This is a genomic window from Shewanella jiangmenensis (assembly GCF_018596335.1).
Taxonomy (GTDB): domain Bacteria; phylum Pseudomonadota; class Gammaproteobacteria; order Enterobacterales; family Shewanellaceae; genus Shewanella; species Shewanella jiangmenensis.
In genome coordinates this window covers 87,985-112,232 of record NZ_JAHEPS010000001.1, presented here as the reverse complement: position 1 = coordinate 112,232, position 24,248 = coordinate 87,985, and the positions used below count along the sequence as shown (strand labels likewise).

Below are 24,248 nucleotides of genomic sequence, written 5' to 3'. Positions count from 1 at the left end.
AATGCCATTTTCAGTTTTAATGTCCGTGTATTCAAAAGAATCATCAGTGTTTTTAAACTCTGCATTTCAGAGCATTTTTGACCAAACTCTAAAGGCGGATGAGTTTATTTTAGTCAAAGACGGACCCTTACCAGATAGTTTGAATGAATGTATAGAGCGCTGGATTGAACTACTAAATATTAAGCTAGTGGTTCTTGATGTTAATGTCGGTTTGGGGAATGCACTGAATGCTGGACTGGAAAACTGCTCTAATGATTTGGTAATAAGATGTGATTCTGATGACTTAAATCTTCCCACAAGATTCGAAACACAGGTTAATTTTATGAAAAACAATCCCGATGTTTCAGCAAGTAGTTCCAATGTGGCGGAATTCAATGTTACCCCTGGGGATTGTAAAAGAATACGTACAATACCCTGTTCTCCAAAGCGGATTAAGGCTGATGTTGTGAGTAGAAATCCTATGAATCACATGGCAACCATTTTTAGAAAGTCTTCAGTTACTAATGTTGGTGGCTATATGCATCTTCAATATATGGAAGATTATTATTTGTGGATAAGGTTGCTGGCTGGTGGTTATAAGATTGAGAATATCGATGCGACATTAGTTTTTGCAAGGGTCGGTAATGGTATGCTTTCTCGAAGAAGAGGGTGGGACTATGCTAAAAGTGAGTACCATCTCTATAATAAGTTGAGGAAGTATAAATTAAGTAAGTATATTTACTCCGAACTCATATTTATAACAAGGTTTTCCCTGAGAATTTTTCCGGCTAGGTTGTTGGGGCATCTTTACTTTTTTTTGCGTAAACGTAACCAAGTGGCGGTGAAATAAATGTTAGAGTTAATTGGGCGTAAAGAACATCTATTTGAAACTGATGTAAGGGATAACGAAGAACTTTTGAAATATGTCGTCGCTAGTTCTTCATTTTTAGTCCTTGGTGGTGCAGGTTCAATCGGTCAAGCCGTTACCAAAGAAATCTTTAAACGGAATCCACAAAAGCTCCATGTGGTGGACATTAGCGAAAACAATATGGTCGAGTTAGTGCGAGATATTCGAAGTTCATTTGGCTATATTGAGGGTGATTTCCAAACATTTGCTTTAGATATAGGCTCGATCGAATACGACGCCTTCATAAAGGCCGATGGTCAATATGATTACGTATTGAACTTGTCAGCCCTTAAGCATGTCCGCAGCGAGAAAGACCCTTTTACCTTAATGCGCATGATTGATGTCAACGTGTTCAACACCGAGAAAACAATACAGCAGTCGATTGATGCTGGTGTTAAAAAATACTTTTGCGTTTCTACTGACAAAGCCGCTAATCCAGTCAATATGATGGGTGCGTCCAAACGCATTATGGAAATGTTTTTAATGCGTAAAAGCGAGCAAATTGCCATCTCAACTGCACGTTTTGCTAATGTGGCGTTTTCCGATGGTTCGTTGCTGCACGGTTTTAACCAACGTATCCAAAAAAATCAGCCGATTGTCGCACCAAATGATATCAAACGTTATTTCGTCACTCCGCAAGAATCGGGTGAATTGTGCCTCATGTCGTGTATTTTTGGTGAAAATCGCGACATCTTCTTCCCGAAACTCAGTGAAGCATTGCATCTGATCACATTTGCAGACATAGCTGTGAAATACCTAAAGCAACGAGGTTACGAACCTCATTTATGCACTGATGAAGATGAAGCTCGTGAACTGGCGAAAACGCTACCAGCGCAAGGCAAGTGGCCTTGTCTTTTCACCGAGAGTGATACGACGGGTGAAAAAGATTTCGAAGAGTTTTTCACTGATGATGAAGTGCTTGACATGGCACGTTTTGAAAATGTGGGAATCATTAAAAACGAACCTCTGTATCAACCAGAGTTGTTGAACCTTTTTGAAGAAAAAATTGCACAAATGAAAGCTCTACGAGCTTGGAGCAAAGAGCAGATTGTTGCGCTATTCCTTACCATGATTCCCGATTTCGGTCATAAAGAAACGGGCAAATACCTTGATAGCAAGATGTAACGGTGAAGCATGAATGCACAATTGTTGGTCGAGTTTGTTCGTGAACAATACCGAACTCATGATTTTATACCACTGCATGCGCCCATTTTTGATGGCAATGAAAAAGCTTATGTGATGGAAACCATCGACAGCACTTTTGTATCCAGTGTAGGTAAGTTTGTTGATGAGTTCGAGCGTAAAATCGAAGCCTTTACAGGGAGTGTGCGAGCGGTCGCAACTGTTAATGGCACTGCCGCACTGCACGCTGCGCTGTACATGGCGGGTGTCGAACGTGGTGATTTGGTTATTACACAGGCGCTGACTTTTGTAGCGACTTGTAACGCACTCTACCACATGGGTGCTGAACCGATTTTTGTTGACGTATCCCCAGTGAGCTTAGGGCTGTGCCCAAAGGCTCTTGAAGCATTCTTAGCAGAAAATGCTGAGATCACTAATGAAGGGTGTGTCCATAAGCAAACGGGTAGGAGAATTAAAACTGTCGTACCAATGCACACTTTCGGTCACCCAGTTCAGCTCGATGAATTGGTAGCAATTTGTCTTAAATGGCAGCTTGTTCTAGTGGAAGATGCAGCAGAAAGTTTGGGTTCTTTCTACAAAGGCAAGCACACTGGGACTTTAGGCGATTTTGGTGCAGTTAGTTTTAACGGCAATAAAATCATTACCACTGGTGGCGGTGGAGTTGTGCTTTGTGCCACAGAAGAGGCTGGGAAACGCACTAAACACGTTACCACCACGGCGAAGGTGCCACATCCTTATGAATTCTTCCATGATGAGCCTGGTTTCAACTACCGTATGCCCAACTTAAATGCGGCACTGGGTTGTGCACAGATGGAGGCGATCGAAGGTTATCTCGAACGAAAACGCTTATTAGCACACCGATATCACGAGTTTTTCGTTGGGAGTGACGCCACTTTCGTTGTCGAACCAGAGTATGCGCAGTCGAACTACTGGCTCAACGCCGTTATTTGTGCCAACCCTGAGCAGCGCAATGCGCTGTTAGAAGAGACCAATGCCGCTGGAGTAATGACTCGCCCAATATGGCAGTTAATGCACCGTTTACCGATGTTCGCAAAAGCCCTTCGTGGAGACCTTACTTACTCTGAGTTTGTTGGGGCGCATTTAATCAACTTACCGAGTACGCCGGTTGGCATTTAGGTAGGGAATATGCACGATTATAAGAAAAAAGTTGCTGTTTTTACAGGGACAAGAGCTGAGTATGGTCTGCTCTTTTGGCTTCTAAAAGACATCCAAGCCGAACCAGAGTTTCAACTTCAACTGCTGGTATCAGGTATGCATTTATCGCCAGAGTTTGGTGAAACCTATCAGCAAATTGAGCAAGATGGCTTCAATATAGACGAAAAAATCGAAATCCTACTTTCCTCAGATTCAGCAGTTGGGGTTGCAAAAAGTATGGGGCTCGGCGTGTTGGGGTTTGCTGACGCTTTGGCAAGGCTTAAACCAGACGTTTTAGTGATTCTTGGCGATCGTTTTGAAGCTTTAGCCGCGGCACAAACTGCCATGATTCTACGTATTCCTGTGATTCATTTGCATGGAGGTGAGATCACCGAAGGCGCTTATGATGATGCGATCCGACATGCCATTACCAAGCTGAGCTACCTGCACGGTACATCCACGGAAGCGTATCGTCAGCGCGTGATCCAGCTAGGGGAAGCGCCAGAGCGTGTAAAAAACATCGGCGCTATTGGGCTTGACCACCTTAAGCGTGCTCAGTTTATGAATGTGCCTGCTCTGGCTCAATCTCTAAACTTTGCTCTAACTCAGCCGTATTTCTTGGTAACCTACCATCCTGTTACCTTGGGTGAGGAAGTGCCAGAAACCAGTTTTCAAGCGTTGCTGGATGCGCTTGATGCCTATCCTGAGCATCAAGTTATCCTCACTTATCCGAATGCAGATGATGGTGGACGTCGCATCATCCCAATGCTTGAAGCGTATGCAGCCGCGAATCCACTGCGTGTGCGTGCTATTCCTTCTTTGGGACAAGTGCGTTATCTCAGTGCTGTAAAGCATGCTAGCGCGGTGATTGGCAACTCTTCTAGTGGCATTATTGAAGTTCCTGCTTTTGATGTGCCGACAGTGAATATTGGTGTGCGTCAGCAAGGTCGTTTGGCCGCGAAAAGTGTCTTGCATTGCCGGGCAGCAAAAGAAGAGATTGAACAAGCAATTCAAACTGCTATTACCAGAGGCTATAAGGCTGACGGTGAAGCGATCGACAATCCTTATGGCCAAGGTGATAGCAGTGCACAAGTGATTGCAATGATAAAATCACTTCATTTTGAACCTTGTAAGTCATTCTTCGACTTACCATTTGAACCGATTGAATGAGGAAGTATGACTCTAATCATTGCAGAAGCGGGTGTAAACCATAATGGCGACGAATCTCTGGCGTTTAAACTTGTCGTCGCTGCGCATCAAGCTGGCGCCGATATTGTTAAGTTTCAAACCTTTAAAGCCAAAAACTTAGTGACAGAACAAGCTAAACAAGCTGATTACCAAGTGGCCAATACGCAAAAGCAAGAGTCTCAGTTGGCTATGCTCAGCCGGCTTGAGTTGTCTTACGAAGCTCATCATAAGCTGGTCGAACATTGCAATTCACTGGGAATTGAATTTCTTTCAACGGCTTTTGATTCTGAAAGCTTAGATTTCCTCGTCAACGATCTAGGCTTAACCCGTCTAAAACTGCCTTCTGGTGAACTTACCAACGCGCCACTAGTGCTTGAGCATGCCCGTACGGGATGTGACTTAATTGTCTCTACGGGGATGGCGACACTGGCCGAAATTGAAATGGCATTAGGCGTAATCGCTTTTGGCTATACTACAGGGAGTAATGTTGCCCCGTCGGTGTTGGCTTTTCAGCAAGCTTACGCATCAGATGAAGGGCAGAAAGCTCTGAAAGAGAAAGTTACGATCCTGCACTGCACCACCGAATACCCAGCCCCGATGGCAGAGATTAACCTGAAAGCAATGGACACGCTCGGCAAGGCGTTTGATTTACCAGCGGGCTACTCTGATCACAGCGAAGGGATCACCATTCCTATTGCCGCCGTTGCTCGCGGCGCAGTGTTGATCGAAAAACACTTCACGCTGGACAAAAATATGGAGGGGCCAGATCACAAGGCGTCACTTGAACCTGATGAACTTACCGCGATGGTGAAGGCCATTCGTCAGGTTGAACTGGCGTTAGGGTCAGCGGTGAAATCCCCAACCGTCTCAGAAGTCAAAAACAAAGCGGTGGCACGCAAAAGCTTGGTTGCAAGTCAAGCGATTCAAGCAGGAGATTCTTTTAGTGCTGATAATGTGGCGATTAAGCGACCAGGGAATGGCATGTCACCTTATCATTATTGGGAGTTGTTTAAGCGTAAAGCAAGCCGAGATTACCAAGCTGGAGAGTTGATCATTGAATAATGCCTTACCGCTTGTTTTGATCGGAGGAGGAGGACACGCCAGTGTTTTGGCCGATATCTTAGTTGGCCAAGGACGAGAAATACTTGCAGTCATTTGCCCTGATGACGTTTCATCAAGGGCGGTATTTGCAGGCATTCGCCATTTCGCCCAAGATGAGGATATTACACGCTTCTCTCCAGATAGTGTGCGGTTGGTAAACGGTATTGGCATGATGCCTCGCTCGACTTTCCGAAAGCGTATTAATGAGAAGTTCCTTGCACAAGGGTATGTTTTTGAAACGGTGATTGCGAGTGACTCCAAGGTTTCTTCTTTTGCTGAAGTGAAATCGGGGGCACAGATTTTCCCAGGTGCGAGAGTGCAAGCTGGTGCAGTTATTGGCGAACATACCATAGTGAATAGCGAAGCTTTAATTGAGCACGATTGCAGGGTTGGTGCTTACAACCACATAGCGCCTCACGCAACCTTATGTGGTGAAGTTTTTACGGCTGAAGACGTGTATATCGGTGCAAATGCGACAGTCATTCAAGGTTTGATTTTAGAGTTGCAGAGCGTAGTTGGAGCAGGAGCGATAGTAACTCAATCACTCAAGAAGGGTAGTACATGCTATCCAGCTCGCGTCTATATTAAATAAAATTCAAGGATATTCCATGAGCTATTGCTGGAACAATGTATTGATTAAACCAGATAACTCGATTCGTGATGCTCTGGAGATCATCAATAACGAAGCGTTAAGAGTGGCACTAGTTATCGATGCTAATCAGCATTTAGTTGGCGTTGTTACAGACGGAGATATTCGTAGAGGAATACTGAGTGATTTATCACTTGAGGCGCCAGTTTCTTTGGTAATGAATCTTTCACCAACCGTTGCTAAGGTTGGAGCGACTAGGAAAGAAATAGTGGAGTTGATGGAGAGGAAGAGCATTCTAGCCATCCCGCTTGTCGATGATGAGCGTAAAGTCATTGGCTTAGAGACGTTGCATAGTGCATTACATCGCCCGAAACATCAGAATCCTGTATTTTTGATGGCTGGGGGATTTGGGACTAGGCTTCGCCCACTCACCGACAACTGCCCAAAGCCTATGCTTAAAGTAGGGGAAAAGCCCATACTGGAGACCCTACTTAATCAGTTCCTTAAAGCAGGATTTAATAACATCTATATATCCACTCACTATATGCCAGAGCAGATCACTGATTATTTTGGCGATGGTTCAGCCTGGGGCGCCAATATTCGCTACGTCCATGAAGAGACCCCCTTGGGCACAGGTGGTGCTTTGGGTCTGTTACCGGAGGACATTCCGGAACTACCGCTTATCATGATGAATGGTGATGTGTTGACCAAAGTAGATTTTCAACGCCTGCTTGAGTTTCATGTCAATCATGACGCTGATGCAACCATGTGTGTCCGCGAATATGACTATCAAATTCCTTATGGTGTGGTCAAAGGTGAAGGTAACAGAATCACCAGCATGGTCGAAAAGCCTACTCAGCGCTTTTTTGTCAATGCTGGTATATACGTTCTTTCTCCCTCGGTGATTCACTCGGTACAAAAAAATCACATTATTGACATGCCAACATTATTAGAACAGCACATGTGCGAGCGAAATAATGTGTTAATGTTCCCTATTCATGAATATTGGTTAGATATTGGGCGTATGGACGACTTCAATAAAGCACAATCTGATATCTACACGTTAGGAATGCTGTCATGATAGAAAATAAGACGGTATTGGCAATTATTCCCGCTCGAGGTGGTAGCAAAAGATTGCCAAAGAAAAATGTTCTTGATTTAGCAGGGCGCCCTTTAATCTCTTGGACAATTTCTGCTGCGAAAAATTCAAAGTATGTAGATAGAGTTGTTGTCTCAACTGATAATGATGAAATTATCAGGATCGCTAAACATTCGATGGCAGATGTACCTTTCAAACGTAATGCTGGATTATCTTCTGATACTGCGACTACCGAAGATGTGATTAAAGACTGCCTTGAGCGATTGGGCGAAGCCTACGACGTTGTGGTAGTTCTACAACCTACATCTCCTCTAAGAACTGTTGAAGACATCGACACAGCATTGGAAATGATGAAGGATACTGAAGTCCAAGGAATTGTAAGTGTCGTGCAGTTGGAGCACCCTTTGATTTGGTGTAATACGTTGCCTGAAGATAGAAGTATGGCCGACTTTATGAAGCCAGAATATATTGGGATGAGAAGTCAGGATTTTCCTGCATCTTACCGAATAAATGGTGCAATTTATATTTATACATTAGAAAAGCTTTATCGTTCTGGAATGTTGTTAGATAAAGGCGTATACGCCTATGTAATGCCAAAAGAGCGCTCAGTTGACATCGATGAACGTGTAGATTTTATGATTGCAGATGCCATTTTAAGGCTACAGGTATAAGTAAAGTGAATTATTTTGTCATTAACAATAACTTTCATTTTATGGATGTTGTTAAGCGTGCTGAACATTTTAGTTTGACCGATGTGTTTTTGATTTGCATTCCTCATCGCCTTGACTTGGATGAAATCAAAAATTCAGGTTTTCTTTATAGAGTTTTTGAATCTCCATCCACTTCTAAGTTGGGTTGGCTTAATTTTATTAAAATGTTTAAAAATAGGAATTATATTGATAAGTTCATACAAGCTTCAGAGGAAGATTTTTTATATATTTACACTGAGTACGACTTGGTTAACCATTACTTTGTAAATAAATTTAAGTCGCAGGGTGCGAAAGTTAATTTAATCGAGGAAAATGGTTTGGCTACTTACGCGTTAAATAAGGTTGCCACATCAGATAATGTTCAGCCTCTCATTTTTAAGAATCCCAGATTTATTTTCTCTTCAGCTATTTATAGCAATTTATTTGTAAAAGCCTACTCATCAGGTTTTGAAACGTTTCCAGTAATGTCGGATAGTGTATTTGACTCTGTGATATACTACGCTGGAGTTACTTGTAATCGGGACTTTCAACCTTGTATTGAACATTGGAATGGAATAAAGTCTCACAAGAAAGTTTCTGAATATGGGAATGTTCTATTTCTATCCCAAGATATATATAAATTTTTCATGGATAAACCTGAGTATCTAAAGTTGTTGTCCTTGATTTATGAAGAAGTTTTATCTAGGTTCGAAAATGTATACTTCAAATTTCACCCTAGGGAAATCGGAACAGATATTTATGATTTTGTTCTGTTAAATTTTCCAAAGTTTATTATAGTAGAAAGCTCTAAGCCTATAGAGACTATCATTAATGACTTACATCCCGACTTGGTTGTTAGTTTTTTTTCCTCATCGCTTATTAATCTCGCAAAAGATGGATGGCCTGTTCTATTCACTATATCGAAGTGGGAAGGGGTCGAAACGAATGAATTCCTAAATGCAATTAGTCATTCTTTATTTGAGCTTGGATTTAACAAGTAGACTGTAGAACAGCGAGTTGATTGTGTCTCATTATGTTAGCGTTATTAAATATCTAGTTATAAGTTTGGCACAAATGCTAATTGGTCTTATATCTATCCCTATTTTAACGAATTTGATGTCACCAACCGAGCTAGGTAAGTTTGGTATTATATTGAGTGTTTCTGCAATATTAGCTCCTCTGTTAATTTTGAACGCAGATCACTATTATCCAGTAATTAAAACTGGTCACGCAAAAAAATTATTCCCTTCGGTTAAAAAGTCTATATTTTTATTTGGATTTTCCATAGGAGTATTTTTTACAATTATAGCAGCTTTATTTTTGCCACTATATTACCACTCTTTCGGTCTTTTGTTCTTATTAACGCCAGCTTTTGTCTTGTTGAGAGGTTTTAGGAGTAGTAGCCAGGCAGAACTAGTTGTTGATGAGAGGATTTATACCTACGGACTTTCAAATATTTTCGTATCACTACTTTCCCTCTTATTTAGCTTTGTCTTTTTATATTTTATATCTGATGATGCTTTTTCAAGATTAATAGCATTGCTCATAGCTGAATTTGTTGTTTTATTTTTCTTGTTTAGACACACTGAATCTATGAAAAATGGTACTTGGAATAAAAAAGAATTATATAAGGCTGTGCGTTTTTCTGCGCCGCTACTAGTTTCTCTTTTACCTGCATGGATAATAAATGAGTATGGCAAGTTACACGTCGCATCGATTGGAACCATGCATGAAGTTGGCGTATTGACAGTTGCAATGCAGTTTAGCGCTTTTCAACTGCAGCTTAATTCTGCGATGTCGAATGCATTTTTGAAAAGAATTCATATCGATAAAGACAGCTTATTTTCTTATCCTATGTTAGGTAATTATGTTGTTTTTCTAATTTTAGCTATGTCTTTCGGTGCATCATTTATATATTTTTTCGCTAGCGATATGATATCAGTTGAATATTCTGGATTTATAGAAATATCATTGATATGTTTTGTGGGTGTTTTTTTTCAGTCTGTGACTGTATTGCTATGTTTTTATTCAAATAAGACTGGGAATACCAGTTGGAGACTTTACTCACTTACGATTGCTGCATTAGTTTTCTTATTTAATATTTATTTTTCTAGCTCTGATTTTTCACTGATTGAATTAGTTGCAATTAGTTACTCAATGGCGATGTTTTGTTATTTTGTAACTCTGTTAATTTATGTGGTAAGACACTATGCTAAAAGCCGCTTTTCTTAAGGTTCTTTTTTTTATTAAATTTGACATTTTTTTTGCTAGATTGGTTTTCATATCAGAACAAGTTAAAGCTCAAAGATATCGAGTTCGGTTTGGGAATAACTTTAACTATGTCAATCAAGGCCCTGGTGGCTTTGAAATATCAGGTCCTGCTGAAAATTTTTCGATTGGAAAGGGGAGTCATATTAAAAGTGCTACATTCATAGAGTGTAGTGGAGGCGTTTCAATTGGCGATTACTTCCATACCGGGCGCGGGCTTACAATTTTTTCTACCACACATAACTGGAAAAGTGGTGAGAAATTACCATACGACAATGTTAGTATAAAAGAACCTGTCGTTATAGGGGACTATGTTTGGTGTGGTGCGAACGTTACTATTCTGCCAGGAACTTGCTTAGGTGACGGAGTAGTTATAGCTGCAGGTTCCGTCGTTCGAGGGATTATTCCTGAAAGAGCTGTGGTAGCTGGTAATCCGGCTAGTGTAATAAGTTATAGAGATAAAGGTCAATATGACACTCTAATTAATAAACGTTGTTTTTTTTAAACCAATCTTTGAGTTTGTGATGTCTTTAACGATAGCTGTAGTGACTTATAATTGTGAAAATTTGTTGGGTGCGACGTTGAGTTCAATTAGTGCATTCAGGAATAAATGGCCCGGAGATATTGAGATTATTGCAATTGATGGTGGTTCAATCGATTCTACGCTCTCAATTTTGAAAAATTCAAATCTTTTTGATTCATTAGTGTCAGAGAAGGACAATGGTATATTTGACGCAATGAATAAAGCTGCTAATACCGCTGCCGGAGATTGGATATGTTTCATGAATGCTGGTGATTTTTTTGTAGATATTGAAGCGCAAAATTTATATAACGAATTGAGCATTAAGTGTGTGGACGTATCTGTTTTATATGGAGATACTTATGTAGTTTTCGATGGGGAAACTAAATACTTAAAGAAATGCACAAGTGTTCCAACTTTATTTGAGCCAATGCCTTTCTGTCATCAGTCTGTATTTACAAGAACTGAGCTATTAAAAAAGTTTCCGTTTGATCCGGAGTATCCAAGAGTTGCGGATCAAAAGCTATATATGGAAATTTTGACAAGTGGGTATAAATTTAAATATTTCCCAGAAGCAATATCAACTGTTGTTGCTGAAGGCTTTAGTAGTTCTCAGATGAATAAGACTATAAGTGAACAAATTAATTTAAAACTTGAGTTTCATCTTATAACCAAAGCCGATGCAATACGTGTTAAATTTAGAATGTTAGCGATTCAGTTTATTAAAAATTTAAGCCCTAAATGGGCTTTGAAATTAAAAAGAAGGTTTTTCGGTGTTTAATGTTAATCCATTTGATATTGTAATCGTTGCGTCGCTTTATCTTTTGGTTTTAATTCATTACACTTTAAATAAATTTAATTTTTTTAAACCCTTCAAACCTTTTTCATTAGCTTTTTTTTTGGTGTTGTCCGCAGTAATTGTTGGTTTTAGACCTTTGGGTGCTGGGTTTGACACCCAAGTTTATATTCAAGGTTTTTATTTAATTCAAAATTCTGAGAGTATTTTAACTGTTCATCAGGATATCGAGTCTGGATTAGGAATTGGAAGCGAGTTTCTATTTTGGTCTTTAGCATACATATTTGCTAAACTCGGGATAGGTGAGCAATGGTTTTTATATGCTATTGCGGTGTCATCCATATCTATTTTGTTTTTTGGGTTGAGACTTATTTTTGGTGGTAATGCTCTATTATATTTTTTTGCATTTGTAGTTTGTGGAACTTTTTATAATACTTTTGGCAATGCGATCAGACAGGCATTCGTTTTAGCTTTAGTTCCATATTTTATATATTATCGATATTATAGATTTTCATATAAAAATTTGTTGCTGCTTTCTATAGTTGCATTTGGGTTTCACAAATTTTCAGCGGTTCTATTATTTTTTATAATTGTTTTAACATTTATTAGATTGAAGTGGATAGTGCTATTATTTTTTTCTTCTATTCTTGGCAGTACAGTTGTCGGCAAGCTCATCTATTTTTTTGTTCCTTATCAAATATATACTAAGGCTGCTAGCGTTTATACTAATGCTCCTTTTATATTATTGAATTTCACTGCATTTTCTATATTATTGTTGTATTTTTTTAGGCTGCGGCATTTTGTTCAAAAATATTTCATATTTGAATCAGTGTTTGTGCCATTTTTATTGTTTTCTGCTCTTTCCAATCTTTTCGCTTTTAATGAGTTTGCATATAATCGGGTCGCTAATTTTGCTTATATGATGCAGGTATTTTCTTTGGTTTATATTTCGTTGACAATTTTTAAACAACGTAAATTTATGGCTTCTTTTGTAATATGTGTAGTTCTAATATGGGCTGTTTTTATTTTGAATACTAGTTCAGTGGCAATAATTTTATATGGATAAGCTAATTTCTATTGTAATTCCAAGTTTTAATAGGCAAGAAGACCTTGTTCATTGTCTTGAGCGGTTAGAGCATCAGACAAACTTGGACTTTGAAGTTGTAGTAGTTGATGATTGCTCATTTCGACCCGTTAAAATTGAATGTGAATTTAATTATGATTTGGTTTTATATAGAAGTGATGTGAATCTGGGCGCTGCGGGCGCAAGAAATAAAGGAGTGCAATTAGCCAGAGGAGATTGGATTTTATTCTTAGATGATGATGACTCTTTTACTGACGATAAGTTGCAGGTCGTTTTAGACCTAATTTCAAGAAAACGTGATGTAAATTTTATTTATCATAGAGCTTTAATTCATATGATAAATGAGCGGTGTAGCTACATAACATCTGTTACTGACTCTAATTGTCTTTCTTTTGAAAGGCTTTTGGGGGGGAATTACGTTGGTGGCGCCCCCGTTTTTGCGATAAAGAAGGAACTTTTTCTTAGTGTGGATGGGTTTGATACCACCTTGCCAGCTATCGAGGATTATGAGTTCGTTTTACGCTTGTCTTTATTAAAAAGTGTGAATGTTTGTTTTTTGGATGCTGTTTTGACTGAGTGTCGCTATATAACTAAAAGAGCAAGTGTTTCAAAAAATTTTGATGCTCTCGAAACAGCTATTACTATTTTAAATAAACGTTTTGTAAATTTTGAGAACCAAGATGTGTTTAGTGTTAATTGTCATCTTATGAGAGCGCATTGCCTTTTAATGAATTTGGACCGTAGATGTTCGCTTTATTATGTAAAGGCGTTTTGCTCAACAACTAACTTTAAATATATTTTAGCAGGAACTATTTCGCTCCTGTCACCTAAGGCTTTAATTTTTATTAGGTCACGAATCGGATAACATTAGGGTTTATTATATGAAGAAAGCAATTATTACAGGCGTGACAGGTCAAGACGGTTCATATCTTGCTGAGTTTCTCCTTGAAAAAGGATATGAAGTACACGGTATAAAACGCCGCGCTTCATTGTTTAATACGCAAAGGGTTGATCATATATATCAGGATCGGCATGAGGATAATCCAAATTTCATACTTCATTACGGCGATTTGACTGATACCTCTAACCTCGTCAGATTAATGCAGCAGATCCGGCCAGATGAAGTGTATAACTTGGGAGCTCAATCACACGTAGCCGTGTCGTTTGAATCTCCTGAGTATACTGCCGATGTAGATGCTTTAGGAACACTTCGCTTATTGGAAGCAATTCGTATTTGTGGTTTGGAGAAGAAAACTCGTTTCTATCAGGCTTCAACCTCAGAATTATATGGATTGGTACAAGAGATACCTCAAAAGGAAACGACTCCTTTCTATCCTCGCTCTCCTTATGCTGTTGCGAAAATGTATGCCTATTGGATTACTGTTAATTACCGTGAGTCTTATGGCATGTATGCTTGTAACGGCATTCTTTTCAATCACGAATCTCCTCGTCGGGGCGAGACTTTTGTAACACGCAAAATCACCCGCGCACTTGCCAACATTGCGCAGGGATTAGAAGGGTGCTTATTCCTTGGGAATATGGATGCACTTCGTGACTGGGGTCATGCAAAGGACTATGTTCGCATGCAGTGGATGATGCTTCAGCAAGAGCACCCTGAAGATTTTGTTATTGCTACTGGTAAGCAGATCTCTGTTCGTGAGTTTGTCAGGTTGTCAGCAAAAGAGTTGGGGATAGAATTGGAGTTTTCCGGTGAGGGAGTAGAAGAGATAGCTACTGTAGCTGCGATTCATGGTGACAATGCACCAGCTTTGAAGGTAGGTGATGTCATTGTTAAAGTAGATCCTCGGTATTTCCGTCCTGCTGAAGTTGAGACTCTGCTCGGCGATCCTGCAAAAGCTAAGCAGAAGCTGGGGTGGGTTCCAGAGATCACCGTTGAGGAGATGTGTGCCGAAATGGTCGCGAGCGACTTGTCTAAGGCTAAGCAGCACGCTCTACTTAAAGAGCATGGACACGATGTATCTATCTCTGTCGAAAGGTAGTTTAAATGACTTCTAAAAAAAGAGTCTTTGTTGCTGGACATAAAGGTATGGTTGGTTCAGCTATTGTCAGGCAACTTAAACAAAGGGCTGACATTGAACTGGTTCTGAAGAGTCGACATGAATTGGATTTGACCAGTCAGGCAGGTGTAGATGCTTTTTTTGCTGCTGAAAGTATTGATGAAGTCTATTTGGCTGCGGCCAAGGTTGGTGGTATTCATGCCAACAATGTATTCCCTGCTGACTTCATCTATCAGAATTTAGCTATCCAGTGCAATGTTATTCAGTCTGCACACAAACATGACGTGCAGCGTTTGTTGTTTTTAGGGTCTTCCTGCATTTATCCTAAGCTTGCTCAGCAGCCTATGGCTGAATCAGCTTTGTTGACCGGGACTCTGGAACCTACCAACGAGCCTTATGCAATCGCAAAAATTGCCGGGATTAAGTTGTGTGAATCTTATAACCGCCAATTTGGTAGAGATTATCGTAGCGTAATGCCTACTAACTTGTATGGCGAAAATGATAACTTCCACCCGGAGAACTCCCATGTTATTCCTGCGCTGATGCGTCGTTTTCATGAAGCAAAACTCGCAGGTGCAGCTGAGGTTGTTGTTTGGGGTTCTGGTACGCCAATGCGTGAATTCTTACACGTAGATGATATGGCGGCTGCTAGTGTATATGTGATGGAGCTTGGTGCTGATTCCTATCAGGCAAACACTCAGCCTATGCTGTCTCATATTAATGTTGGTACCGGTGAAGACTGTACTATACGCGAGATGGCAACCACAATGGCGAAGGTTGTAGGATTTGAAGGCAGCATTGTATTTGATGCTACTAAACCTGATGGTGCGCCCAGAAAACTGATGAATGTTTCTCGGCTCAAAGATTTGGGGTGGAACTACAAGATAGGGTTAGAGGCCGGGCTTGCTATTACCTACGATTGGTTCTTATCTAATCAGGATCAATTCCGTAAATAAACAGAAGGAGATGCTGTGACTAAACAGCTTGATGAAAGCTCTTTCAAAACAGTTGTTGCATCTACTCCACTCGTCTCCATTGATCTGATCGTTCAAAACTCGGACGGTCAGATTCTTTTGGGCTTGCGAAATAATCGACCCGCTAAGAACTCATGGTTTGTTCCTGGCGGACGAATACGGAAGGACGAACAGCTTGAAGAGGCATTCGGACGCTTGGTTTCAGAAGAGTTGGGAAGAGCTCTTTCTTTTAAAGATGCGATTTTCAAAGGCGTTTACCAGCACTTTTACCAAGATAACTTTTCTACCGAGGACTTTTCTACTCACTATATTGTACTGGCATATACATTAGTACTTGATATCGAAATTACTGATTTGCCTGTTGAACAACACTGCCAATATCGGTGGTGGAATGTAGATAAACTTCTCTGTGCTGAGACTGTTCACCATAACACCAAAGCATATTTTTGCTAGGCTAATTAATTTTAGGTATATGTGTATGATATTACCCGTCATTATGGCTGGCGGTGCTGGCAGCAGACTCTGGCCCTTATCCAGAGGCAATCGCCCAAAGCAGTTTTTACCTCTGGTCAGTTGTCGCTCTATGCTCCAAGAAACCGTGTTTCGCCTAAAAGGGCTGCAACAGCATGCGCCAACTCTGATATGTAACGAAGAGCACAGGTTCATCACTGCTGAACAAATAAGACAAGCCCAAGTCATCAATTGCAAAATCATTCTTGAACCTGTTGGTCGTAATACTGCTCCCGCCATCGCTTTGGCAGCCTTAAAAGCTGTAGAAGAAGGAGAGGATCCAATTCTACTGGTGCTCGCTGCAGATCACGTAATCAAGAACGTCAATGCTTTCCATGATGCAATTGAGAAGGCTAAGGTTCAAGCTGAGCAAGGGGATATGGTTACCTTTGGTATTGTACCAACCCATGCTGAGACCGGGTACGGCTATATTAAACGCGGTGCTGAGGCTTCTAAGAACTGTTTTCGGGTTGCTGAATTTGTTGAGAAGCCTGCTTTGGCAACTGCTCAGGAATATCTTGCTTCAGGCGATTATTACTGGAATAGCGGTATGTTTATGTTTAAAGCCAGCCGATATCTGGAAGAATTGAATGCGTTTCGTCCTGATATTTATGCCGCTTGTGCAGAAGCTATTCAAGAACAAACTCCCGACCTCGATTTCATTCGTGTCAACAAGGTGGCTTTTGAAGCATGTCCTGACGAGTCTATTGACTATGCCGTAATGGAAAAGACTGAGCGTGCAGTAGTTGTTCCGCTGGATGCTGGTTGGAGCGATGTCGGAGGTTTTTCGGCTTTGTGGGATGTGGCTGACAAAGACGAAAATGGCAATGTCTTTGATGGTGATGTAGTTAGCGTCGATACTACCAACTGCCTTGTTCTCGGCGATGAAAAGCTGGTTGCCACCGTAGGTGTGCAAGACTTAGTTATCGTGAATACTAAAGATGCGGTTTTGGTTGCCCATAAGGACAAGGCGCAGGATGTTAAGCACATAGTTAACAAACTGAAGGCTGATGGCCGCAGTGAAGTGACTTTCCACCGAGAAGTTTACCGCCCTTGGGGCAAGTACGACTCAGTTGACAGTGGCGAACGATTCCAGGTTAAGCGTATTACTGTAAAGCCGGGAGCCAAGTTGTCAGTGCAAATGCATCATCATCGGGCTGAGCATTGGATAGTAGTATCCGGTACAGCAAAGGTCACCATCGATGAGACTGAGCAGTTTGTGACTGAGAATCAGTCTGTTTATATTCCGATTACTGCCGTTCATGCGTTAGAGAACCCCGGTAAGGTCGATCTTGAATTGATAGAAGTTCAGTCCGGTTCCTACTTGGGTGAGGACGATATTGTTCGTTTTCAAGATCGATATGGGCGTGCATAGCTGCGCCTTTTTCGAAACATTATCTAATTGAACTTTTGCTTTCGGCGGAATTCATGCAAACATCTAATAACATCATAAGTACCAGTGGTATTGCTTTTGGGACTTCTGGTGCCAGAGGGTTGGTGTCTGACTTCACTCCTGAAGTTTGTGCAGCTTTTACTTTGGCTTTTATTTCATCCATTGAAAACGCTTGCCGACTGGCGATAGCGATTGATAATCGCCCCAGCAGCCCCGCTATGGCACAGGCTTGCATTGCAGCGGCTAAGGGCGCTGGTGTTGAAGTCGATTATTATGGAGTCGTTCCTACGCCAGCTTTGGCTTACAAAGCACAGCTAGACGGCGTACCTGCAATTATGATCACTGGTAGCCACATACCTTTCGATCGAAACGGGCTTAAGTTCTACACTATTGCTGGTGAAATCACTAAAATCGAAGAACTTGCAATACTGCAGGCTGAAATAGTGGTTCCACAGTTAACGCTATCACCATTGCCTCATGTTAATAGCACCGCTCGTATTTCCTATTTAGAGCGCTACACCCAGGTTTTCCCTTCGACTCTCCTTTCAGGTTTACGGGTTGGAGTTTATCAACATTCAAGTGCCGGGCGAGATCTTTACCCTGAACTATTTAGCAAGCTTGGCGCAGAAGTCATTGAACTTGGCTACAGCGATGAATTTGTTCCAATTGATACAGAAGCTGTTGCAGAATCAGATCGGCAGCAGGCGAAAGAGTGGGTGCAACAGCATAAACTTGATCTGCTTTTTTCTACCGATGGTGATGGTGACAGACCGTTGCTGGCCGATGAGACTGGAGAGTATTTAAGGGGCGATATCCTCGGTTTACTTAGTGCTAAGGGCTTGGGGATTGACGCACTAGCAGTGCCGGTCAGCTGTAACACTGCGATCGAAAAAAGCGGTGCGGTAAGTCAGGTTGTTCGGACTCGTATTGGTTCACCTTATGTGATTGAAGCGTTTGACTCTTTGTCCAACGAATACACTGCAGTTGCGGGTTTCGAAGCTAACGGTGGTTTCTTGCTGGGTACTGATGTCGCACTTAACGGTAGTATCTTAGTTCGCTTGGCAACTCGAGATGCTGTGTTACCTGTATTGGGTGCGATATTTTTAGCTAACAGCAGGCCGCTCTCTGCCGTTGTACAGGAACTCCCTGGCAGATTTACGCACAGTGATCGTTTGAAAGATTTCCCTACCGAGATTGCTCAGCAAGTTATTGCTAGCGGTATCGAATCACCAGTTAATTTATTGAGAGCCCTTGGGTTAACTAATGAATCCGTCAGCGAAGCTGATATCAAAGATGGGCTGCGGATTCACTTAAATTGTGGCGATATAGTTCATCTGCGTCCCTCAGGGAATGCGCCAGAATTACGGTGTTATGCCGAATCCGACTCAACAGATAAGGCAAAGTTTCTCGTCAACAACTGTTTAGGTAGATTAAAGGATTTTATGCGAGAGTGGTCAGACTAGGCGCAGGCTTAGGCACGCGTATGTTGCCAGCTCCAAAAGCGACACCTAAACAAATGCTACTATAGGTGGATAGACCACTTATTCAGTACATTGTAGAGGCAACTTTTGGATGAAGTGCAGAGCATTTGTTCCAAGCGCGTGACCATCATGCATGTTCGTCAAGGCGACGTTAACGGTTTTGGGCATTCAATGTAGTGCGCCAAGCTAGTCGTTGGTGAGAATCCATTCGCTGTAGTTTTACCTGATGTAATTCTCGATCAACACAGTGCTGACACCTTGTTGCCATGTGTGCTCGATTTAAAACATCTGCCACCAGCCAAATTATGGTGGCACCGGTTCCCGAGGCTGAAGTTAACAAATACTGTCTAGCAGATTGTAATGGGACAGGGCTTTGCGCCGGAGAGTCAACCCAAATCTTTGATATGTTCGAAAACCCAGCAGTTGACGAAGCCCCCTCCAATCTTGCTGTTGTAGGAAGATACGTCCTTTCTTCAAGCATCTGGCATTTGCTCGCAAGAACGCCTGCTGGTGCCGGAGGTGAAATTCAGCTTACCGACGCTATAGATATTCGGCTAGTGTCGGAAAAAGTCGAAACCTTTCACATGAGTGGCAAATTCCACGATTGCGGCGATAAGCTTGGCCATATGGCTGCTTTTGTGGAGTATGGCTTACGCGATCCAAATTTGGGTGAGGACTTCCAGGTGTCACTCCAGAGCATGCTCCTCAGCCCTAAATGACCTGATTCTAGAGTTAAAGGCGTGGGAGACTAAGCCTTTTTCCCGCTAAGGTTAATGGTGTCGAGTAGTAGGAGCATGTCATACAGGTGTTAGCCACCGCGATAACAGAGGTCAAGATCATTGTCCCCAAGGTTTTTCAGGACGAGCGGGGCTATTTTCTCGAAACTTGGCAGCACGCGCGATTTAAAGAGTTGGTCGCGCCAGTGGACTTTGTGCAGGATAACCTCTCCCTTTCGGTCAAGGGCACGCTGCGGGGCCTGCATTGGCAGGAAGAGCAGGCGCAGGACAAGCTTATTTCTGTCGTTCAGGGTGAGATATTTGATGTGGCCGTTGACATTCGTAAAGAATCGCCGACCTATGGTAAATGGGTTGCAGAGGTGCTGTCCGCGGATAATCATAAGCAGATGTTTATCCCCAAAGGCTTTGCCCATGGGTTTTATGTTTTATCCGACACCGCCATGGTGCACTACAAATGCAGTGACTATTATCATCCCAAATCTGAGCGCTGCCTGCGCTGGGATGACCCAACTCTGGCGATTGAGTGGCCGCTGGATGGCGAGCCACTCATTTCAGCCAAAGACGCCGCGGGCTTATGCTTTATGCGGTAACTGCGGCAGGGCGCCCACCAAGCGGGTTTCTAGGATGACACTTCGTGTCTCTAGGGCGCAGCAAAAGCGTTGCTGCTAGGGCGCCCGCGGGGCGGGCTTCTGGAATCTAGGAATGCAGCGTTCGGTAGTGAGCTTGCGAACATTCGGTTTTCAGTAGCGAACGACTGCATGGATGCAGGAGGTAGAATAACGCAGGAGCGGTTATCTAGCGTTCGGCTTTCCTAGCACCTAGCACTTAGCACCTGGCACCTAGAAGTCGAAAAGCGACGCCCTAAAAGGGCTTTAGCCCGCTCTGCTTTTTCGTCAGTTACTTTTTGCCAAACGATAATTGTCTGCCAGTGCTCCTGTGATGCGTTTGCCATCGCGGTCGAGCATAAAGAGCTGATTCTCTCCAACCTGATACCAGGCGCCGCTTTCAAGCTGGATGGCGCTGCCGGTGTCGTTCCAGCTGAATTGTCCGCGCTCTTCAAACACCTTGGGCTCGGCGCCGGCTTCTTGCTCACCCAGATACTGAGTCTCGAGCTGATAACTGCCATCACCATTGAGTACCAGTCGGGTCTTGATGCCTTCGCAGCTGGCGCAGGGGACTGTGCCTTCATAACTGCCGCTCCAATCCAGCGAGGTGCGGCTGCTGTCGCCTATGGGCTGCGCTGAGCTGTTTTCGGCTGCTGCATTCTTTTCTTCCGCACTATTTTCTTCAACAGCGGCGGGTTTTGCCGCCGTTGCATCAGGCTGCGCGGATTTATCACAGGCGCTCAGCGCCAGCGTCATCAGTATGGCGCCAAGCAAAGGTTTGTTGAGTGTTGACATATTAACCCATTGATAACAGGAGGGAATGAGATATGTCAGCTTAAACGCTTATTGGCGGCAGTACAATCAACCCCGGGCTGATTTTGGTCACGCTCAAGATTAATTCCCACTTCCACTTCGAGCTCAAGCCCAAGCCTTTGCGCTAACACCAGAAAGGGATCCGGCAGCGGCGATTGCCAGTAAAGCCGCCGATGTTGATGGCGCGCCTCTGCGGCCTGCATTTTGTTAAACGAGCTCTCATCACCGAGGAGCGCACAAAGCTCAGCACTGTTGGTCACCAGCGGGCCGGGTGGCTCAAGATTTTCAGTAAAACCATAGGCTTTACGGCAGGTTTGCAGAAAGCCTTCGTTGTCGCCCCGGTAGAAGGCAAGCGGAATATCGTATTTGAGCGCATCAATGTAAATCGATGAATAGTCGGTAATAAGCAGCGACAGGGCCGGCAGAAGATCGTATATGTCTTCCCGGTGGCTGATGTCCTCTATGCCTTTATATCCGCCAAGGCCGCTTGCCAGATGGGCTTCGTTGGGGTGCAGGCGCACCAGCAGCGTGGCATCAAGCTTTTGCAGCAGTGCTTCGAGCCTATCCGGTGCGAGGGTGTCTTTAAGGGATTTAACCTCGCCATTATCCTTCCAGGAAGGCGCATACAAAATAAGGCGTGGGCGCCAATGGCTTGGGCGGCGGGGCTTTGCCCAGGGGCTTAGTTCATAAAAGCGGGTGCGGGGATTGTCGGCGATGGTAATTTGGCTCGCCGGAATACGAAATGCCGAAGAAAAGCAGTCTCTTACTGTTTCACTGGGCGCCAGCATCAAGTCGGGTTTCAGGTATTCCTGATGATACTCAAGCCGCTTTGCCAGCGTAAAAGGCGGTGTAAAACGCTCGGCCATTGGCCCGCTTTTGATATCAAACTCTATGGTTTTCAGCGGCGAGCCATGCCACAGGTTCACCCTGGTTGCGCCATTTCCAAGCCATTGATTAATATCGCCTACATAGCTGGTGTAGCAATACACTCCGGCGGTGAGCGCATGCCAAATTCCCTGTACCGACCAGCGCCGTGCCGCCATCAGCCCGCGGCTTTTCAGGATTTTAACCAGCGCAGTGTCAGCGCTTATCCAGATAACCTCAAGCCCCGGCTGATTGGCAAAGTGCAGATACAGATACTTGCCGTTATCGGTAAAGCGGTTTTTGTAGGCGCCGACACAGAGTTTGCGCGGATTTCGCGGCATCAGCCCTGAAAGCCAGAAAATGAGCTTTCCCACTGCGGCGGCGGTCAATTTAACGAGACGAATATCGCGCATTTTTGCCTCCTAAGCCTGCCGTGGCTGCAATCCAAGCCCTGCAGGCTCTGCCAGGGTGGTGCGGATTTCGGTGGTGGAAATGTATTCGGTGCGGGGCAGGTACAGCACCTTGCAAAACTCGCCAAGATGGTCAAATTTGCCCTGCCAGTCATCGCCCATGGCAAACACATCCACGCCATATCCTTTGATATCCCTTGGCTTTTGCTCCCAATGGGTTTCAGGAATGACCAAAGACACAAAGCGGCAGGCGGCGACGATTTCGGCGCGTTGCTGGTAGCTAAAAAATGCAGCCTTTCCCTTGAGTGCATTAAATTCATCGGTCGACACCCCGACTATCAGCCGGTCGCCGAGGGCCGCGAGGCGGGAGAACAGCCGCACGTGGCCATAATGAAACAAATCGTAGGTGCCGTAAGTGAGTATGGTAGTCATGATCTGCTCCTCAGTGGCTGCTTGAAGTGGGTTGATGGACCAGTGTGTCGCTACTTATCTTGTCCAGTACGAGAGCGGCGCGGCCTGCGTCAGCAAGCGCTTTGCGCCGGGCGCGGGCGAGGGTGCGCAGCAGCATAAGTTGTCCCAAAAGCGGCAAGCGGTTGAATTCATGCTCAACCAGCATGATTTCTTCATCGGGAGCTGTATCCAAAAGCCCAAGCTGGCGTGGACCAAACACGGCCTGGTTGCTGCTTGCCGGGGAGCCAAGCAACTGGGCGGCGGATAAGGCACGCTTGCCTGTGCTCTCTTTGGCCTCGCTGCCTAAATGTGAGTTACTGGCAAAGAGAGCGTTACTGGAAAACAGCGCTTTGCGGCCAAACAGTACCTGCTTGAGTGAGCGGGCAAATTCAATAGGCAAGCGCATACCGAGCACCTTCAGGCCAAGGGATGCCAGCGGCCACAATGGCAGGGCCAGCAGCATCGAAAGCGCTGTTAAACGGCCTGAAACCTGACTCAGGGAAAAGGCCTGCGCCTGCGGTTTTTGCGAAGCCGCGCAAAACAGCGCGGCATCGTTCACTTCCAATGCGCCGCCGCTTGCTGGGTCAATCAACAGATTGCCGGAAACGATTTTATTTTTGATATACAAGCCTTTACCTATGGCTGTGCCGGGCAGCACCAGGCTTGAGTGCAGCTCGGTCTGGGCACCGATAACGCAGCCCTGACCCAGCACATTCACGCCCTTGAGGCTGACATTGGCCGCCAGGGTGCAGTCTTCACCAATCACGCCAAAGCCTTGCTGGTATTGCAGTGCCGGCAGGCTGCAGTGGGCGCCCACATAAAAGGGTGAGGCAGGGTCGCCAGACGGTCTTCTTGCGCCGCGGGGCTTAAGGCCGATAAAACGCCCCATGGCCACCAGTCGGTTTGCTTCCATCAGCGAGCCAAAGCTGTCGAGGTGAGCGCATTGGCCGTGGAGTACCTCAAGCACACTGTCGCTGCTTGGCCTCGGGGTTTTCAGGGGCCAGGCCAGCGCCTGGGCCAGCATGCGGCTGCTGGCTTTGCCGCAGTAAAGCCCGGGGGAAAGCCGGTCAAGCCTAGGTACCAGGCGGTCACCGCCAAGGCGGGTGGCGAAGGTCATAAAGGCCTTGATACAGGGGCTTCGTAAAATATCACCCCGCACAAAGAGATAGTCGCAGTCTTCATTAAGCCCAAGCCGTGCGAGCAGTTTTTGCGGCTGCTCCTGGGGATGGCTCAGGCAATAGGTCACCTTTAAGTCCCAGCGCCTCCCATCGCCAATCAAGGCTTCGATGGCATCGGCCATGGGGCCAATGACCATGCGCACCCGCTGCACGCCGGCGTCTTTAAGGTCGTCCAGGGTGTATTCAATCAGGGCGCGGTTGGCTATGGGCAGCAGCGCCGGGCAGTAATGATGTTGCAAGGGTATAAGTTCATTACCGTGGCGATTGGCAAAGACAATAGCTTCCATGGTGGCCTCC

Annotated in this window: 24 protein-coding genes and 1 pseudogene; 21 read left to right on the top strand and 4 right to left on the bottom strand. The window is 44.0% G+C overall.

Annotated features, from left to right (window positions below; translation table 11 throughout):
- Position 1: 1 nt before the first annotated feature.
- From KJI95_RS00525 to rfbC, 21 genes and pseudogenes are all read left to right on the top strand, one after another.
- Positions 2-829 (top strand): glycosyltransferase, encoded by an 828-nt coding sequence (locus KJI95_RS00525; RefSeq protein WP_214505224.1) that lies wholly within the window; start codon positions 2-4, stop codon positions 827-829.
- Entirely contained in the window at positions 830-2,011 is a 1,182-nt protein-coding gene (locus KJI95_RS00520) for a UDP-N-acetylglucosamine 4,6-dehydratase (RefSeq protein WP_214505223.1), read from the top strand.
- A gap of 9 nt (positions 2,012-2,020) precedes the next feature.
- A complete protein-coding gene (locus tag KJI95_RS00515; protein WP_214505222.1) occupies positions 2,021-3,166 on the top strand; it encodes a LegC family aminotransferase in 1,146 nt (381 codons plus the stop codon).
- Positions 3,167-3,175: 9 nt separating this feature from the next.
- The gene (gene neuC / locus KJI95_RS00510) at positions 3,176-4,354 is read left to right on the top strand and encodes a UDP-N-acetylglucosamine 2-epimerase (protein WP_214505221.1); all 1,179 of its coding nucleotides are present in this window, start codon (positions 3,176-3,178) and stop codon (positions 4,352-4,354) included.
- 6 nt (positions 4,355-4,360) lie between these two features.
- The gene (gene neuB / locus KJI95_RS00505) at positions 4,361-5,434 is read left to right on the top strand and encodes an N-acetylneuraminate synthase (RefSeq protein WP_214505220.1); all 1,074 of its coding nucleotides are present in this window, start codon (positions 4,361-4,363) and stop codon (positions 5,432-5,434) included.
- Positions 5,427-6,065, top strand: a complete 639-nt coding sequence (locus tag KJI95_RS00500; protein ID WP_250885508.1) for an acetyltransferase — start codon at positions 5,427-5,429, stop codon at positions 6,063-6,065. Before neuB ends, KJI95_RS00500 begins: the two co-directional genes overlap by 8 nt.
- A 16-nt stretch (positions 6,066-6,081) precedes the next feature.
- Positions 6,082-7,143, top strand: coding sequence for a nucleotidyltransferase family protein (locus KJI95_RS00495; RefSeq protein WP_214505219.1), 1,062 nt, complete (start codon positions 6,082-6,084; stop codon positions 7,141-7,143).
- Positions 7,140-7,832: an acylneuraminate cytidylyltransferase family protein gene (locus KJI95_RS00490; RefSeq protein ID WP_214505218.1), complete on the top strand. Its 693-nt coding sequence runs from the start codon at positions 7,140-7,142 to the stop codon at positions 7,830-7,832. The genes KJI95_RS00495 and KJI95_RS00490 overlap by 4 nt, the downstream gene beginning before the upstream one ends.
- 5 nt (positions 7,833-7,837) lie before the next feature.
- Positions 7,838-8,851, top strand: coding sequence for an alpha-2,8-polysialyltransferase family protein (locus KJI95_RS00485; protein ID WP_214505217.1), 1,014 nt, complete (start codon positions 7,838-7,840; stop codon positions 8,849-8,851).
- 22 nt (positions 8,852-8,873) lie between these two features.
- Positions 8,874-10,082, top strand: coding sequence for a lipopolysaccharide biosynthesis protein (locus KJI95_RS00480; protein WP_214505216.1), 1,209 nt, complete (start codon positions 8,874-8,876; stop codon positions 10,080-10,082).
- Positions 10,060-10,623 (top strand): acyltransferase, encoded by a 564-nt coding sequence (locus KJI95_RS00475; RefSeq protein ID WP_214505215.1) that lies wholly within the window; start codon positions 10,060-10,062, stop codon positions 10,621-10,623. Before KJI95_RS00480 ends, KJI95_RS00475 begins: the two co-directional genes overlap by 23 nt.
- 19 nt (positions 10,624-10,642) lie before the next feature.
- The gene (locus tag KJI95_RS00470) at positions 10,643-11,419 is read left to right on the top strand and encodes a glycosyltransferase (protein WP_214505214.1); all 777 of its coding nucleotides are present in this window, start codon (positions 10,643-10,645) and stop codon (positions 11,417-11,419) included.
- The gene (locus KJI95_RS00465) at positions 11,412-12,500 is read left to right on the top strand and encodes an EpsG family protein (RefSeq protein WP_214505213.1); all 1,089 of its coding nucleotides are present in this window, start codon (positions 11,412-11,414) and stop codon (positions 12,498-12,500) included. The genes KJI95_RS00470 and KJI95_RS00465 overlap by 8 nt, the downstream gene beginning before the upstream one ends.
- Entirely contained in the window at positions 12,493-13,383 is an 891-nt protein-coding gene (locus KJI95_RS00460; RefSeq protein WP_214505212.1) for a glycosyltransferase family 2 protein, read from the top strand. Before KJI95_RS00465 ends, KJI95_RS00460 begins: the two co-directional genes overlap by 8 nt.
- 16 nt (positions 13,384-13,399) lie before the next feature.
- Positions 13,400-14,518, top strand: a complete 1,119-nt coding sequence (gene gmd, locus KJI95_RS00455) for a GDP-mannose 4,6-dehydratase (RefSeq protein ID WP_214505211.1) — start codon at positions 13,400-13,402, stop codon at positions 14,516-14,518.
- 5 nt (positions 14,519-14,523) lie between these two features.
- On the top strand, positions 14,524-15,492 hold the full coding sequence (fcl, locus tag KJI95_RS00450; RefSeq protein ID WP_214505210.1) for a GDP-L-fucose synthase: 969 nt from the start codon (positions 14,524-14,526) through the stop codon (positions 15,490-15,492).
- A gap of 15 nt (positions 15,493-15,507) precedes the next feature.
- Positions 15,508-15,963: a GDP-mannose mannosyl hydrolase gene (locus tag KJI95_RS00445; protein WP_214505209.1), complete on the top strand. Its 456-nt coding sequence runs from the start codon at positions 15,508-15,510 to the stop codon at positions 15,961-15,963.
- A gap of 25 nt (positions 15,964-15,988) precedes the next feature.
- Complete coding sequence (locus KJI95_RS00440; RefSeq protein WP_214505208.1) at positions 15,989-17,395, top strand: mannose-1-phosphate guanylyltransferase/mannose-6-phosphate isomerase; 1,407 nt, start codon at positions 15,989-15,991, stop codon at positions 17,393-17,395.
- A 53-nt stretch (positions 17,396-17,448) separates the two neighbouring features.
- Entirely contained in the window at positions 17,449-18,876 is a 1,428-nt protein-coding gene (locus KJI95_RS00435; protein ID WP_214505207.1) for a phosphomannomutase, read from the top strand.
- A gap of 20 nt (positions 18,877-18,896) precedes the next feature.
- A pseudogene (locus KJI95_RS19545) lies at positions 18,897-19,613 on the top strand (sugar phosphate nucleotidyltransferase).
- Between the two features lie 80 nt (positions 19,614-19,693).
- On the top strand, positions 19,694-20,221 hold the full coding sequence (gene rfbC / locus KJI95_RS00425) for a dTDP-4-dehydrorhamnose 3,5-epimerase (protein ID WP_214506146.1): 528 nt from the start codon (positions 19,694-19,696) through the stop codon (positions 20,219-20,221).
- Between the two features lie 303 nt (positions 20,222-20,524).
- Here rfbC and KJI95_RS00420 read toward each other — a convergent pair whose 3' ends face one another.
- From KJI95_RS00420 to KJI95_RS00405, 4 genes are read right to left on the bottom strand one after another with little or no spacing between them, the layout of a single operon-like run.
- Positions 20,525-21,031, bottom strand: a complete 507-nt coding sequence (locus tag KJI95_RS00420; protein ID WP_214505206.1) for a copper resistance protein NlpE — start codon at positions 21,029-21,031, stop codon at positions 20,525-20,527.
- A 35-nt stretch (positions 21,032-21,066) separates the two neighbouring features.
- The gene (locus tag KJI95_RS00415; RefSeq protein ID WP_214505205.1) at positions 21,067-22,326 is read right to left on the bottom strand and encodes a CDP-glycerol glycerophosphotransferase family protein; all 1,260 of its coding nucleotides are present in this window, start codon (positions 22,324-22,326) and stop codon (positions 21,067-21,069) included.
- A gap of 9 nt (positions 22,327-22,335) precedes the next feature.
- Positions 22,336-22,755 carry an adenylyltransferase/cytidyltransferase family protein gene (locus KJI95_RS00410; RefSeq protein ID WP_214505204.1) on the bottom strand — a complete coding sequence of 140 codons (420 nt, stop codon included), beginning with the start codon at positions 22,753-22,755 and terminating at the stop codon, positions 22,336-22,338.
- A gap of 10 nt (positions 22,756-22,765) precedes the next feature.
- Complete coding sequence (locus tag KJI95_RS00405) at positions 22,766-24,238, bottom strand: sugar phosphate nucleotidyltransferase (protein WP_214505203.1); 1,473 nt, start codon at positions 24,236-24,238, stop codon at positions 22,766-22,768.
- Positions 24,239-24,248: the final 10 nt, after the last annotated feature.